Origin of the sequence: Propioniciclava soli (assembly GCF_038502305.1) — a bacterium.
Classification (GTDB): Bacteria; Actinomycetota; Actinomycetes; order Propionibacteriales; family Propionibacteriaceae; genus Propioniciclava; species Propioniciclava soli.
In genome coordinates, this window is sequence record NZ_CP115965.1 from 918967 (window position 1) to 932934 (window position 13968).

13 protein-coding genes are annotated in these 13968 nt (G+C 72.6%); 10 read left to right on the plus strand and 3 right to left on the minus strand.

Annotated elements, in window-relative coordinates; all coding sequences use genetic code 11:
• The first annotated feature begins 5 nt into the window (after positions 1–5).
• On the plus strand, positions 6–2276 hold the full coding sequence (locus PCC79_RS04165; protein WP_232549939.1) for a sensor histidine kinase: 2271 nt from the start codon (positions 6–8) through the stop codon (positions 2274–2276).
• Positions 2273–3031: a response regulator transcription factor gene (locus PCC79_RS04170; protein ID WP_342373110.1), complete on the plus strand. Its 759-nt coding sequence runs from the start codon at positions 2273–2275 to the stop codon at positions 3029–3031. The genes PCC79_RS04165 and PCC79_RS04170 overlap by 4 nt, the downstream gene beginning before the upstream one ends.
• 91 nt (positions 3032–3122) lie before the next feature.
• Here PCC79_RS04170 and PCC79_RS04175 read toward each other — a convergent pair whose 3' ends face one another.
• On the minus strand, positions 3123–3377 hold the full coding sequence (locus PCC79_RS04175; protein ID WP_232549937.1) for a PLDc N-terminal domain-containing protein: 255 nt from the start codon (positions 3375–3377) through the stop codon (positions 3123–3125).
• Between the two features lie 83 nt (positions 3378–3460).
• Here PCC79_RS04175 and PCC79_RS04180 point away from each other — a divergent pair, with 83 nt between their 5' ends.
• A complete protein-coding gene (locus PCC79_RS04180; RefSeq protein WP_342373111.1) occupies positions 3461–4342 on the plus strand; it encodes a 1,4-dihydroxy-2-naphthoate polyprenyltransferase in 882 nt (293 codons plus the stop codon).
• A gap of 13 nt (positions 4343–4355) precedes the next feature.
• On the opposite strand, the gene PCC79_RS04185 is transcribed toward PCC79_RS04180, so the two are convergent.
• On the minus strand, positions 4356–6059 hold the full coding sequence (locus PCC79_RS04185; protein ID WP_232549935.1) for a TM0106 family RecB-like putative nuclease: 1704 nt from the start codon (positions 6057–6059) through the stop codon (positions 4356–4358).
• A gap of 12 nt (positions 6060–6071) precedes the next feature.
• Positions 6072–6773, minus strand: a complete 702-nt coding sequence (locus PCC79_RS04190; RefSeq protein ID WP_332836206.1) for a demethylmenaquinone methyltransferase — start codon at positions 6771–6773, stop codon at positions 6072–6074.
• A gap of 60 nt (positions 6774–6833) precedes the next feature.
• Here PCC79_RS04190 and PCC79_RS04195 point away from each other — a divergent pair, with 60 nt between their 5' ends.
• The 7 genes from PCC79_RS04195 to PCC79_RS04225 all read left to right on the plus strand — a co-directional run bounded on the left by PCC79_RS04195 (position 6834) and on the right by PCC79_RS04225 (position 13898).
• Complete coding sequence (locus PCC79_RS04195; protein ID WP_416046585.1) at positions 6834–7532, plus strand: ABC transporter ATP-binding protein; 699 nt, start codon at positions 6834–6836, stop codon at positions 7530–7532.
• Positions 7529–9331 carry a DUF6297 family protein gene (locus PCC79_RS04200; RefSeq protein WP_342373112.1) on the plus strand — a complete coding sequence of 601 codons (1803 nt, stop codon included), beginning with the start codon at positions 7529–7531 and terminating at the stop codon, positions 9329–9331. The genes PCC79_RS04195 and PCC79_RS04200 overlap by 4 nt, the downstream gene beginning before the upstream one ends.
• Before the next feature lie 136 nt (positions 9332–9467).
• Positions 9468–10763: a geranylgeranyl reductase family protein gene (locus tag PCC79_RS04205; RefSeq protein WP_342373113.1), complete on the plus strand. Its 1296-nt coding sequence runs from the start codon at positions 9468–9470 to the stop codon at positions 10761–10763.
• A 28-nt stretch (positions 10764–10791) separates the two neighbouring features.
• Positions 10792–11151 carry an NADH-quinone oxidoreductase subunit A gene (locus PCC79_RS04210; protein WP_269779632.1) on the plus strand — a complete coding sequence of 120 codons (360 nt, stop codon included), beginning with the start codon at positions 10792–10794 and terminating at the stop codon, positions 11149–11151.
• Positions 11152–11177: 26 nt separating this feature from the next.
• Entirely contained in the window at positions 11178–11735 is a 558-nt protein-coding gene (locus PCC79_RS04215) for an NADH-quinone oxidoreductase subunit B (RefSeq protein WP_232549931.1), read from the plus strand.
• The gene (locus tag PCC79_RS04220; protein ID WP_269779631.1) at positions 11732–12499 is read left to right on the plus strand and encodes an NADH-quinone oxidoreductase subunit C; all 768 of its coding nucleotides are present in this window, start codon (positions 11732–11734) and stop codon (positions 12497–12499) included. Before PCC79_RS04215 ends, PCC79_RS04220 begins: the two co-directional genes overlap by 4 nt.
• A 127-nt stretch (positions 12500–12626) precedes the next feature.
• Positions 12627–13898 carry an NADH-quinone oxidoreductase subunit D gene (locus PCC79_RS04225; protein ID WP_232549967.1) on the plus strand — a complete coding sequence of 424 codons (1272 nt, stop codon included), beginning with the start codon at positions 12627–12629 and terminating at the stop codon, positions 13896–13898.
• Positions 13899–13968 lie beyond the last annotated feature (70 nt).

Here is a 13968-nt window from a genome sequence, read left to right on the forward strand (position 1 = left end):
ACCCGATGAGCATGCTCGCGACCCCGGAGGCGCCGTCGTCGCCCCCCGTTCCCACCACGTCGCGGGTGGTCATGACCGGGTATCGCGCGTGGATCGACCGGGCCGTGGCGCTGTGCGCCCTGGGCACCGGGCTCGCCGCCCTCGTGCTCGCGACGACGACGCAGCTGGCCTACATCAACACCGTGTGGCTCGTCGTGATCGGTGGCGGGATCTTCGCCTCCAGCATCCTGTTGCCGATCTACGCCTGGTCGAGCCGCGGCGTCCGCGTGCCTGCCACCGTGTTCGCCCTGTCGGTCATGGTGGGGCTGTGGACGTGGACGTCGTCGTGGCGCGACCCCTCCGTGACCGCGCTGGACGCCCCGTTCCTGTGGATGGTGATCGGTGTCTCCACCGTGGTCATCTCGATCGCGTGGGGTGACACCGTGGCGGTGGTCCACAACCTCTTCTGCTCGGCGGCCTACCTGATCGCGCGCGTCAGCAACAGCGGCGGCGCGGTCTCGGCCCTGGTCGCGCTCCAGGACACGCTGATCGTCGCGCTGCAGCCCCTGGGCCTGCTCCTGCTGTTCTCGTTCGCGCGCAAGCAGGCGGCCGACCTGGACGCCTGGGTCGCGGCGTCCAACCGGCTGGTGGCGGACGCCGCGCTGCGCACCGCCCTCGTGGGGGAGCGGGCCCGCCTGGACGGGGTGATCCACGACGAGGTGATGACGACGCTGGTCTCCGCCGGCCGGGGCGACGGCACCCATGACGCGTCGCTGGCGGCCCAGGCCCGCCACGCGCTCGCGAGCCTGGACGCGGAGGGGAGCGAGGACATCGGGGCCGACGCCTTCCCCCCGGCCAACGTGGGGCGTCTGCTGGAGGACGTGGTCGGCAGTGCCTGCCCGACGGCGACCCTCGGCCTCGACATCGACCCGATGGCCCCACTGGTGCCCCACAAGGTGGTGCGCACGCTGGCGCGCGCCGTCCGGGAGGCGACCATCAATGCCGAGAAGCACGCCCAGGCCGCCCGCGTCCGCGTCGACGTGCGCATCTCGGCCGGCCGGCAGGGACGCGTCGACGTGGCGGTGCTGATCGCCGACGACGGCCGCGGCTTCGACCCGGCCCTCGTGAGCAGCCGCCGCCTCGGCATCCGGGTCTCGCTGGTCTCGCGCATGGAGTCGGTGGGCGGGACGGCCCGGGTCGAGTCGGTGCCCGGGGACGGGACGCGCGTCGCCCTCGAGTGGTCGGGTCACCCGGACGAGCGACGGCGCACGAGCCGGGCCGTCGCGGGCCGCGACCACCCGATGTTCGAGCGCATCGACGTGCGCCCCATCGGACGCCTCACCGTCGGCTTCATCGTGCTGTTCGTCTCCGTCGGCGTCCTGGAGATCTTCGCGAGCGCCGTGCCCGTCGCCACGGCCCTGACCGTCGGGCTCGTCGCCCTCTCCACCCTGCTCGTCATCTCGGGTTTCGGGCGGCGCCAGCCCGCCTGGCGGGCCTGGGGGGCGACCGGCGTCGGCATCGCGATCGGCCTGCTCGGCGCCCAGGCGATGGTGGGCGTGGACCGCGGTCACGCCGACTGGTGGGTGGCCTCCCTTTGCATTCTCACCGTGCTCGTGCGTGCGGGCGGGCACCGACTGGCGGCGTGGTTGCTGGCGCTGGCGACGGCAGCGATCGTGATGGTCGCCGCGATGCCGGGCGGCAACCCGCTCAACGAGGTCGCCCTCGCGCTCAACCCCGCCGGTTGGCTCGCCATTGTTGAAATGTTGGCGCTGTGGATCGTGAAGGTGCAGCGCGACATGGACGTCGCCCAGCGTGCCGTCGACGAGTCGTCGGCGCACAGCGCCGCGTCGTTCGGCAAGCTCGTGCTCCGTGAGGTCTGGTTGACCGACTTGCGGGATCAAGTGGACCCCATGCTGAGCAAGATCGCGGACCCGGCCGGGGTGCTGGGCCCCGACGACCGCGAGGCGTGCCTCGCCCTGGAGGGCACGCTGCGCGACAACATCAAGGCCGCCAACCTCACCGGCCCGGCCCTCAGCGCCGCCATCATGGAGGCCCGCCTGCGCGGCGTGCAGGTGACGCTGGTCGACAACCGCGGCTCCCGGCTCCCCGACGCGGCCCGGCGGGCGGTGCTCCGCCACCTCGAGGGGGTGGTGCGCGACGCGCGTTCGGGCAAGATCGTGGCGCGTACGGCGCCGGAGGGATACGAGGAAGCCGTTACCATCGTTGAAATCAACGACCACGGGTCACGCATGACCCGCATCGACAACGAAGGAATGATTGCGGTGAGCCAGGCATGACGCCCCCCGCCCCCACGCCCCCCGTGCGCCCCCCGCGCCCCCCATCCCCCCTGCGCCCCACGCCCTCGACCCCGGCCACACCCCCGGCGGATCCCGCCGCCGCGAGCCAGCCCATCAAGACGGCCATCATCGACGACCACGAGGCCATCCGCGTCGGCATGGGCCACGCGCTGGCCGGCGCCCGGGGCGTCCAGTTCGTCGGCGGCACCGAGACCGTCGAGGGGTTTCTCGACGGCGACTACGCCGATGTCGACGTCGTGCTGCTCGACCTGCAGCTGGGCGACGGGTCCGATCCGAAGGACAACGCCGAGACGCTGCGCGCGGAGGGCTTCCGCGTGCTGGTGTACTCGATCGCCGACAACGTTCGGTTGTTGCGCCGGGCGCTGGCCGGCGGTGCGGACGGCGTGTGCCGCAAGGCCGACCCGATCAGCGAGACGGTCGACGCCATCGTCGCCGTCCACTCCGGGCAGCAGGTGATCAGCCAGGAGATCCTGTCGGCCATCGAGGGCGACGCCACCTACGTCGCGGCCGCGCTCGGCCCCCGCGAGCGCGAGGTGCTGAGCCTGTACGCGGCCGGCCTGGAGATCCCCGAGATCGGCCGGACGCTCTACATCACCGAGAACTCGGTGAAGGAGTACCTCAAGCGCATCCGTGCCAAGTACACCCAGGTCGACCGGCCCGCGGCGTCCAAGCTGGAGCTGTTCCGCCGCGCCGTCGAGGACGGCATCGTGCCCCCGGTGGAACCCCAGGTCTGAGCGTTTGGACCCGGGGAAATGGCGCCATGGCGCCATTTCCTCGGGTCCAAACGCCAGCTGGGGGGCAGGTGACGCGCGCCGGCCCGAGGCGTCAGAGGCGGCGCAGGAAGTCGGGGTCGTCGTCGGGCGCGATCGGCGGACGGCCCGGGGCGCCGCCCGGCAGCGCCGGGCCGGGGCGTCCGAGCAGGAACCAGCAGACCGCACCGACACCCGGGAGGCAGATGATGGCGGCCACCCACAGCCAGCGCGGCATCCGGCGGATGGCCCGTGCGTCGGACTGGAAGGCCTCCACCAACGCGTAGACCGTCACGGTCACGACGAGGAGAACCAACAGGACGCGCGGCACGCACCCACTCTAGGCCTGCCCCCAAGGCGCGGCGTGGGACACTGGGCGGCGGACAAGCGACGCAGGATGCGGGAGGTCGGTGCATGGCGACGGCAGGACAGTGGCTGGAGGGAGCCCGGCTGCGCACCTTGCCGGCGGCGGTCGCCCCCGTGGTGGTGGGATCGGCGGTCGCGTTGTGGGCCGGGGGTTGGCGTCCGGGGCACGCGGTGCTGGCCCTCGTCGTGGCCCTCGCGCTGCAGGTGGGGGTGAACTTCGCCAACGACTACTCCGACGGCATCCGCGGCACCGACGACGCCCGCGTCGGCCCGCAGCGTCTCGTCGGCTCCGGCGCGGCCCCGGCGGCCGTGGTGAAGGCCGCGGCGTTCGGCTGCTTCGGCGTCGCCGCCCTCGCCGGGCTGGCCCTCGTCGTCCTCACCAGCGCTTGGTGGCTGCTGGCCGTGGGCGCGGTGTGCATCCTCGCCGCCTGGTTCTACACCGGCGGACGCCGCCCCTACGGCTACGCCGGGCTGGGCGAGTTGTTCGTCTTCGTCTTCTTCGGGTTGGTGGCCACGTGCGGCACCACCTACGTCCAGCTCGGCGAGGTGCCCGCCGCCTCGGTGTGGGGCGGTGTGGCCTGCGGGGCGCTGGCGGCGGCCATCCTGGTGGCCAACAACCTGCGCGACCGCGCCGGGGACGCCGTGGCCGGCAAGCGGACCCTGGCCGTCCGGCTCGGCGAGCGGTGGACGCGCTGGCTGTACGTCGCCCTCGTGGGCGTCGGGGTGTTCGCGGTCGTCCAGGTGGCGGCGACGAGCACCTGGTGGGCGTTGCTCGGGCTGGTCATGGTCGTGCTGCTCGCCGGCCCGGTGCGGTTGGTGCTCCTCGGAGCGGTGGGGCCGGAGTTGGTCCGCGTGCTCAAGCTCACCGGGCTGGGCGAGCTGGCCGGCGCCCTCGGCGTCCTGCTGGGCTGCCTGGTCGGCGCCCTCTGAGGGCCGGACGCCCTCAGGCCCCGTCCTGCGCGCGCAGCCAGCGGCGCAGGTGCCAGGTGGCGCGCACGTCGTCCTCGTTGTACTCCAACACGCGGACGCGCGCCAGGGCACGGACGTCGGCGTCCTCGTGGCCGACCGCGTCGGCGTGCCAGCTCTGGCTGTTGAGGCCGCCCGGGTCCTCGTCACGCCAGGCGAACCCGGTCACCGCGGACGCCACCACCTTGAGCCCCAGGCCGTTCGCCCCGAGGTAGTGCTCGCGGACGACGGCGAACAGGTCCACGAAGCGCTGCGCCGTCAGCTCCCGCACCCAGGCGCCCAACGCCGCGTCGGGGGCCCGGCCGGCGAGCCGCGCGATGCGCAACACCTCGTAGTCGGAGTAGTGGTACACGGCCGCGTCCCGACCCTGGGTCAGCTCCTGCAGCCACCGCCAGGCGGACGCCGCGAGGGCCGCCTCCCCGGTGTCGTCGAGCGGCTCGAAGGTGCTGAAGTGCACGTACCGCGGGCCGGCGCCGGCCGCGGTGTCGTCCACCCAGAACCCCCACAGGTACACGCGGTCGTCGGCGGAGGTCTCGATGTCGATGTCGATCTCGAGGTCGTGGCGCGGCAGGTCGAGCGGCTCGTCGTTCGTGCGCTCCAGCTCGACGCCGGCGTCCATCATCTGGGCCCGGCGGTGCGCGCGGCGCAGGCGCTCCTCGCCCCCGGTGCGGTGGCTGACGCGGGGCAGGTACGCCTCGAGCAGCGTCGGCAGGTCGGCGGTGGCCAGTTCGCCCACGGTGGTGATGCCGAGGCGGCGCAGCGTCCGCACCTCGTGCACGTCCAGCGGGGCCTTGTTGATCCGCAGCGACACGTCGTCGGCGTCCAACTGGGCCTGGCAGTGGGGCTGCCACACGCAACCGCGGCACTCCGGGGAGACGATCGGCGTGAGCAGGGTGGTCTGCCCCGAGGACGCCAGCGCCGCCTCGGCGAGCCGGACGCGGTAGGCGTGCTCGTCGTCGTAGCGGGCCAGGGTGGAGATCAACGGTTCCTCGGCGGGCACCTCCACGTTGCGGGTGCTGGGCGGCACGCACCGCGCCGCGAGATCGAGCCACGTGATGACGGGCGCCACGTCGGCCCGCATCCCCTCGGGCTCGGTGTTCACCTGGTCGATGCCGATGACACCCGCCCACGGCTCGTCCGCGGCGAGGCCGGCCGCCTCCAGCAGGCGCCAGTGGTGCGCGACCTGCAGGGCCGCCTTGAGCCGCGTCCCCCATCGGAACCGCCGCCCCGGCAGCTCGAGCGGTGTGCCGGGCGCGGCCAGCCGCGAGACCACCAGCGGCGGTGCGTCGGCGTCCGCCCGCTCGAGCACGCGGTGGAACTTGATCTGCACCGGGTGGTACCCGCCCTCGCCCCGCACGAGCAGCGACGGGCGCCCGGTGCGGTGCGCGGCCTCGTCGGCGGGCAGCAGCCCGCCGATCACCACGTCCGCCCCCGACTCGAGTGCGGCGAGGCATGAGCGGGTCGCCTCCTCGCGCGAGGCGGTGCGGGTGGCGCGCAGGTCGAGGACGCGCACGTCCGCCGCTCGGAGCCGGGCCACGACGTCGGCCTCGATCGCGTCCGCGTCGCGGAAGAACGGCGGGTCGGGCCGGGCGATGCTGGGCGCCACGAGCGACGGCGTGAACGCGTTGACGGTCTTGAGCGGGCAGCTGCGCGCCGCGTAGGCGTCGAGGACGAAGGACACGGCCGGTGTTCCCTACGCCACCGCCCGGTGGAGGGCGACGATGCCGCCCGAGAGGTTTTTCCACTCCACGTCACGCCAGCCGGCCTCGGCCATGAGCGCGGCCAACGCCGGCTGGTCCGGCCAGCCGAGGATCGACTCGGCGAGGTAGTCGTAGGCGCGCGGGTTGGACGAGAACACCCCCGAGAGCGCGGGCAGGGCCCGGACGATCCACTCCCGGTAGACCGTGCGGAACGCCGGGTGGGTGGGTGAGGAGAACTCGTTGATCACGACGACGCCGCCGGGGGCGGTGACCCGCCGCATCTCGGCGAGGGCGGCGCGGGTGTCCTCCACGTTCCGCAGCCCGTAGCTGATGGTGACGGCGTCGAACGTGGCGTCGGCGAAGGGCAGCTGCAGCGCGTCGGCGTTGACGAAGCCGAGGTCGGGCTGGCGCCGGCGGCCCTCGGCGAGCATGCGGTAGGACAGGTCGGCGGGCACGACCAGGGCGCCGGCGTCGGCGAGCGGACGCGACGAGGTGCCGGTGCCCGCCGCCAGGTCGAGGATCACCTGGCCGGGCCGGGGATCCAGCGCGCGCACCGTCGCGGTGCGCCAGAGGCGCTGCAACCCCCCGGTCATCAGGTCGTTCATCAGGTCGTAGCGGCCCGCGACCCCGTCGAACATGGCGGCCACGTCGGCGCGCCGCTTGGCCAGGGTCGCCCGGGCATCGAACTTCTCCACGCCGTCGATCTTCTCACGTCCGCCCCGCCGGGTCGGACCGGGGTTGGGCGGTGGGGGAGAATCGGCGCCATGGCGTCCCGTTCTGTCGTCCTCACCGCGTCCGGCATCAGCAAGACCTTCGGTGAGGTCCCCATCGTGTCCGACTTCTCCCTCACCGTGCACGCGGGCGACGCGGTCGCGTTGACCGGCCGCAACGGAGCGGGCAAGTCTACCATCCTGCGCATGCTGATCGGCGCCCAGAAGCCCGACACGGGGCGCGTCGAGTTCGAGGGCATCCGGATGAGCGAGACGAACCCGGAGATCCGCCGGGGCATGGCATCCGTGATCGACGACCTCGACTTCTTCCCCGACCTCTCGGTCGTCGAACACCTCGACCTCATGGCCCGCGCCCATGGCGTCCCGGAGCCGGACGCCCACGTGGACGCCGTGCTCGCCGAGGTGCAGCTCGTGCCCCAGTCCGGCCAGCTGCCCGGCACGCTGAGCTCCGGCCAGCGCCGACGCCTCGCCCTCGCGACCGCGTTCGTGCGGCCACGCCGACTGCTGGTGCTGGACGAGCCCGAGCAGCGCCTCGACGTCGAGGGCGTCGCCTGGCTGGCGGACCGCCTCGTCGAGGAGCGCAAGCGCGGCCTGGCGATCATCATGGCCTCCCACGAGCCGCACCTGGTGGACGCCGTCGCCACCCGCCGGATCCACGTCGTCGGCCCCGAGCCGGCCGGGGTGGCCGCGGAGGCGCCGGGCGCGGGGGAGGCCGACGCGTGAGCAAGAAGCAGCGCAAGCGCTCGGCGTCCACCGTCGCCGAGGCAGCGCCGGTGGCGACCGAACCGGAGGAGACCGTCGCCGACCACGCGGGCCGGGACTGGAACTTTGCCTTTCTGCCCGACGCCGAGCCCGAGTGGGTCGACGAGGCCGCCCTGCACGGCCTGATGAAGGACTGGCGCCACGGCAGGGCCACGCGGACGATCGGCCAGGTCCTCTCCGATGCCTACTTCGCCGTCTTCACCATCGTGCTGCTGGGCGCCATGATCGTGAACGCGATCGTCGGCAGCCAGCACGCGGCGGCGTCCTGCACCACGGCCGACTGCGCGGTCGGCCGCACGCTGATCCCGTGGGGGGTGTACTTCGCGCTGTGCGCCCTCACCCTGGGCGTCGCCCGCCTGTTCGGCCCCGTGCTCGCCTCGGCGGCCGAGGGGTTCTGGCTCATGGAGGCCCCCATCGGACGCGCCCGCCTGCTGCGGCCCCGGTTGTGGGGCGTGATCGTGCTGGCGGGGCTCCTCACCGCCGCCCTGCAGGCCGTCGTGGCGGCGCTCGCCGGGGAGCCCGGCCACCTCGTCGCGGCCTTCGCCGCCGCGACCGGGTTGTCCTGCGCCGGGCTCATGGCGTGGGCCGCCGCCGCGCAGTCGGGGGACCGGCGGCGCCCGCTGGCCCTGGTCCGGGCCGTCGCGGCGCTCGGCGCCGTGGTCGCCCTCACGGCGATGGTGGCGGTGTCGGCGGGCTGGGTGGCCGCCGGCCGGTTCGCGGTGCCGGACGCGGCGGTCTGGGTGCTGGCCGGTGCCGGTGCGCTGTTGGCGCTGGGGTGCGGAACGCTGGCCCACCGCCGGCTGGACGTCATTCCCCGGGCGCGGCTCACCAGCGGCGGGTCGCTGGTGAGCAGCATGCAGGGCGCGATGTTCGCCCTCGACTTCGGCCTGGCCCGCGACATCTTGGTCGAGCGCGAGGCGGCCGCCCGCGGGCACGTCCGCCCCACCCGGGGCCGGGGCACCGAGGTCTTCGCCCTGGTGTGGCGCGACGTGCAGCGCCTCGCGCGCTTCCCCCGCCCGCTGTTCGGCGTGCTGGGAGCGGCCCTGGTGCCGTACGCCCTGGACGCCATCGGCCTCGGCCTGGCTTCCCCCCTGCTGGGCGCCATCGCGCTGATGGTGGCGCTGATCCCGCTGTTCGGCGCCCTGCGCGTGCTGTCGCGGACCAGCGGGCTCGCCCGGACGCTGCCGTTCTCCACCCGCCAGATCCGCCTCGCGACCTCGGTGGTGCCTGCCCTGCTCGCGGCCGTGTGGTGCGCGCTGGTGACGCCTTCGATGGCCGGCATCCTCGGCGGGGTGGCCCGGGCACCGCTGGAGGCGTCCCTCGCGGCGCTCGCGACGGCGGCGGCCGGGTTGCTGGGGGCCATGCGGTGGCAGACGGCCCGCCCCGTCGACTTCCAGGTGCCCATGCTGGCCACCAGCTCGGGCGCCGTGCCGCCCACCTTGATCTTCAACCTGCTGCGTGGCTTCGACATGGTGGCGCTCGTGACCGCCCCGCTCCTGCTCGACGTGGCGCCCGTGTGGGCGGTGGCGCTGGCGGCCGTGGTGGCGGGCTTCCTCACCGCCGGGATCAACACCGCGGAGATGACCGAGGAGGCCGCCGAGCAGCGCGCCGCCCTCGAGGAGGAGCGCAACCGGGCGAAGGGCAAGGCGTCCCGGCCCGCGGCACGCCCCGGCGGAGGGCCGGCCGGGAGCACGCCCCGACCCCGGCCCACCGGGGCCACGGCGGCGGGGCAGCGCCGGGCCACGGCGCGTCGGAAATAGCCAACGCGCAGGTGATCAAAAAGGCCGCGTGACAGGCCGCGATGCCGCCCGGAGGGGCAAATGGCGATTGTCGGACCAACTGCCTAGACTGACCCCCGGACCGATGGCAGGGCGAGCGTGGGAGGGTGACGGATCGATGACGCAGGAGGACTCCGCCGCACCGGTTCGCTCCGGGGATGCGGTCGAGGCCGATGTGATCGTCGTCGGTGCCGGCCCCGCCGGCTCGACCGCGGCCACGTGGCTGGCCCGCCGGGGTCTCGACGTGGCCCTGCTCGAGAAGGCACGCTTCCCCCGCGACAAGGTGTGCGGGGACGGGCTGACGCCGCGGGCCACCAAGCAACTCGTCCGCCTCGGCGTCGACGTGAGCGAGGCCGCGGGCTGGAAGCACAACGTCGGCCTGCGCACCTACGGCGCGCGGCGTGAGCCCTTCCACTTCCCGTGGCCCGAGCTGGAGTCGTTCCCGAACTACGGGCTGACCCGTCCGCGCGCGGACTTCGACCACCTGCTCGCCCGGCTCGCCACCGACGCCGGCGCCCACCTGTACGAGGACACGACGGTGAGCGAGCCGATCCTGGCGGGGGAGCGCATCGTCGGCGTCCGGGCCAAGGACGGCCGCACGTTCCGCGCGCGGGTCACGCTGGCCTGCGACGGCAACTCCTCCCGCCTGGCCCTCGGGATGGGGCTGGAAAAGAACCGCAAGCGCCCGATGGGCGTCGCGGTGCGCACCTACTACCGCAGCGAGGCCCGCACGCACGACGCGTGGATGGAGAGCCACCTGCAGTTGTGGGACGGCGAGCCCGGCCGCTCCCACCTGTTGCCCGGTTACGGCTGGGTGTTCGCCCTGGGCGACGGCACGGTGAACGTGGGCATGGGCACCGTGAGCAGCACGGCGTCCAGCCAGAAGGTCAACTTCCGCGACCTGCTGAACACGTGGGTCCGCAACACCCCGCCGGAGTGGGGCTTCACGCCCGAGAACCAGATCGGCGGCGTGGGCTCCGCGGCGCTGCCCATGAGCTTCAACCGCAAGCCGGCCTACGGGCGCGGCCTCCTGCTCGTCGGGGATTCCGGCGGCATGGTGAGCCCGTTCAACGGCGAGGGGATCCCCTACGCGATGGAGGCCGCCGAGATGGCGGCCGACGCCGTGGCGGACGCCCGCAGCCGCGGCTTCGGCACGCCTGCGGCCGAGCGCGCGCTGGAGGGCTACGCGTCGCGCCTGTCGGCCGAGTGGGGCGGCTACTACCGCCTCGGGCAGGTGTTTGTTTCCCTCATCGAGCGTCCCGAGGTGATGGCCCTGTGCACGCGATACGGTTTGCCCAGACCCACGTTGATGAAGTTCACGATGAAGATGCTGGCCCACCTGTACGACACCGACGACGGGGACTGGATGGACAAGATGCTCACGTCACTGTCGAGAATGGCGCCGTCCGCATGAACGTCGACCGGAAGGGACACCCGCTGTCATGAGCCCCTACATTCCGATTCTCGGGGTGCTGTTCTTCTCGGCAGCCCTGCTCGGCGTGATGATCCTGCTCTCCCTCGTGGTGGGCCCCAAGCGCTACAACAAGAGCAAGTACATGCCGTACGAGTGCGGCATCGACCCGACGCCCAAGGCGGCCGGCGGTGGCCGCTTCCCGGTCAAGTACTACATCACCGCGATGATGTTCCTGGTGTTCGACATCGAGATCGCCTTCCTCTACCCATGGGCGGTCGCGTTCGATCAACTGAGCATGTTCACGATCCTGACCATGATCGTCTTCCTCCTCCTGCTCTGCATCGCGTACTACTACGAGTACCGGCGCGGCGGCATGGAGTGGGACTGAAGGCGCCTGAGAGGAAACGGACAACCATGGGTATCGAGGACGCGCTTCCCGAAGAGGGCGTGCTGACCACCACGGTCGAGGCCGTCGCGGGCTGGATGCGCCGCACGTCGTTCTGGCCGGCCACGTTCGGCCTGGCCTGCTGCGCCATCGAGATGATGACCTACGGCGCGCCGCGCTTCGACGCCGGGCGCTGGGGCCAGGAGGTGTTCCGCGCGTCGCCGCGCCAGGCCGACCTGATGATCATCTCGGGCCGGGTGAGCCAGAAGATGGCGCCCGTCCTGCGGCAGGTGTACGACCAGATGCCCAACCCCAAGTGGGTCATGGCCATGGGGGTCTGCGCCAGCTCGGGTGGCATGTTCAACAACTACGCCGTGGTGCAGGGCGGCGACCACATCGTGCCGGTGGACATCTACGTGCCCGGCTGCCCGCCGCGGCCCGACATGCTGATCGACGGCATGTTCAAGTTGCGCCAGATCGTGCTCAACGACCCGATGGGCAAGCACCGGGCCAAGGTGTTGGAGGATCTCGAGGAGCTCGCGCTCGTCGCGCCGGCCACCATCGAGCAGAAGGGTCTCCTGCGATGAGCGGTCAGCCCACCCCCGGCGCCAACCTGCCGGGCGAGGAGAAGACGGTCGACGAGCCCGTTGCCGACAACGGCTCGGCGCCCGGTGCGGGCCTGGAGCGTGAGGACGCCCAGCCCAGCGAGCAGCCGGTCGTCGCCCCGGCGACGCGCCGCGGCATGTGGAGCGACGGCTCGCCCGACACCTCCGGCTACGGCGAGATCGTCCGCGAGGTGTGGCGGCCCACGGCCTCGCCGCGCCCCCTGCCGGGCGACCACGAGCGCGTCGTCGCGCGCCTGGAGGAGCTGGAGGGTGATCCGTTCACCCTCGTCGTGTTCGACCGCGGCGAGTTGACCGTGCACGTGCGCCGCGAGCGGCTCCTGGCGGTGCTGGAGCACCTGCGCAACGACGCGGCGCTGCGCTACGAGCTCTGCGCCAGCGTGTCGGGCGTCCACTACCCCAACGATGCCGGCGCCGAGCTGCACAGCGTCTACCACCTGGGGTCGTGGACCCACAACCGGCGGCTGCGGGTGGAGACCACCTGCCCGGACGCCGACCCGCACGTCCCCAGCGTCTGCAGCCTCTACCCGGCCGCCGACTGGCACGAGCGCGAGGCCTGGGACATGTTCGGCATCGTCTACGACGGCCACCCGTCCCTGACCCGCATTCTCATGCCCGACGACTGGGTCGGTCACCCGCAGCGCAAGGACTACCCGCTCGGCGGCATCCCGGTCGAGTACAAGGGCGCCGTCGTGCCGCCCCCGGACCAGCGGAGGACCTACCGATGAGGCACCAGCGAAACCAGCAGCGAGGTGTGGAGTGAGCACAGCAGCGAGCACGGACTACTACGCGGCCCCCGGTGAGGAGCCGACCACTGGCACGGTCTACACGTCCCAGGGCGGCGACTGGGCCGAGATCGCGCAGGAGCAGGCGGAGCGTGGCGACGAGACGCTCGTCATCAACATGGGCCCGCAGCACCCGTCGACCCACGGCGTGCTGCGCCTGATCCTGGAGTGCGACGGCGAGACCGTGCTGAGCGTCCGACCCGGCATCGGCTTCCTGCACACCGGCATCGAGAAGAACATGGAGTACCGCACCTGGGCGCAGGGCTCCACGTTCGTGACGCGCATGGACTACGTGGCCCCGCTGTTCAACGAGGCGGCCTACTGCCTCGCCGTCGAGCGCCTGCTGGGCATTGAGGACAAGATCCCGCAGCGCGCCAACGAGATCCGGGTGCTCATGATGGAGCTCAACCGCATCGCGTCCCACCTCGTGGCCGTCGGCACCGGCGGCATGGAGATCGGCGCGCTGACGGTGATGACGATCGGCTTCCGCGAGCGCGAGATGATCCTGGACTTCTTCGAGGCCGTCACGGGCCTGCGCATGAACCACGCCTACATCCGCCCCGGGGGCGTCGCCAACGACCTGCCGGAGTCGGGCCTCGCCCAGCTGCGCGACCTCATCAAGTGGCTCGAGGACCACCTGCCCGAGTACGCGCTGTTCTGCAACGAGAACCCGATCTTCCAGGGCCGCATGATGGGCGTCGGCCACCAGGACCTGACCGCCTGCATGGCGCTCGGCGTCACCGGCCCGATGCTGCGCGCGACCGGCCTGCCGGCCGATCTGCGCAAGGCGCAGCCGTACTGCGGGTACGAGACCTACGACTTCGAGGTGTGCGCCTGGCGGCCCGAGGACGGCTGGGCCGGTGCGGACGCCTACGCGCGCTTCCGCGTCCGGCTCGATGAGATGTGGCAGTCGCTCAAGATCGTCCGGCAGTGCGCGGAGCGGCTGGAGCAGTCCGTCGGCATGCCCGTGATGGTGGACGACCTCAAGATCGGCTCGCCGGCCGACCTGGCGGTGGGCCCGGACGGGCAGGGCAACAGCAACGAGCACATCCGCCACATCATGGGCGAGTCGATGGAGGCCCTCATCCACCACTTCAAGCTGGTGACCGAGGGGTTCCGCGTGCCCGCCGGGCAGGCCTACGTGCCGATCGAGTCCCCGAAGGGGGAGCTCGGCTGCCACGTCGTCTCCGACGGGGGCACGCGGCCGCACCGCGCCCACATGCGGGATCCAGGGTTCAACCACCTGCAGTCCGTGCCGATCCAGTGCGAGGGCGGCATGATCTCCGACGTCGTCGTCGCCGTCGGCTCCATCGACCCCGTCATGGGAGGTGTCGACCGGTGAGCGGTTCGAATGAGTCAGTGCGAGCGGACGCGAGCGCAAGCCACGGCGGCGTCCGGGGACACGAATTCCA

What these genes read in the sequence shown, in the direction of transcription:
- PCC79_RS04165 (WP_232549939.1), top strand. Translation starts at nt 6, where the DNA reads ATGAGCATGCTCGCGACCCCGGAGGCGCCGTCGTCGCCCCCCGTTCCC.
- PCC79_RS04180 (WP_342373111.1), top strand. Translation starts at nt 3,461, where the DNA reads ATGGCGACGGCAGGACAGTGGCTGGAGGGAGCCCGGCTGCGCACCTTG.
- PCC79_RS04205 (WP_342373113.1), top strand. Translation starts at nt 9,468, where the DNA reads ATGACGCAGGAGGACTCCGCCGCACCGGTTCGCTCCGGGGATGCGGTC.
- PCC79_RS04220 (WP_269779631.1), top strand. Translation starts at nt 11,732, where the DNA reads ATGAGCGGTCAGCCCACCCCCGGCGCCAACCTGCCGGGCGAGGAGAAG.
- PCC79_RS04170 (WP_342373110.1), top strand. Translation starts at nt 2,273, where the DNA reads ATGACGCCCCCCGCCCCCACGCCCCCCGTGCGCCCCCCGCGCCCCCCA.
- PCC79_RS04210 (WP_269779632.1), top strand. Translation starts at nt 10,792, where the DNA reads ATGAGCCCCTACATTCCGATTCTCGGGGTGCTGTTCTTCTCGGCAGCC.
- PCC79_RS04215 (WP_232549931.1), top strand. Translation starts at nt 11,178, where the DNA reads ATGGGTATCGAGGACGCGCTTCCCGAAGAGGGCGTGCTGACCACCACG.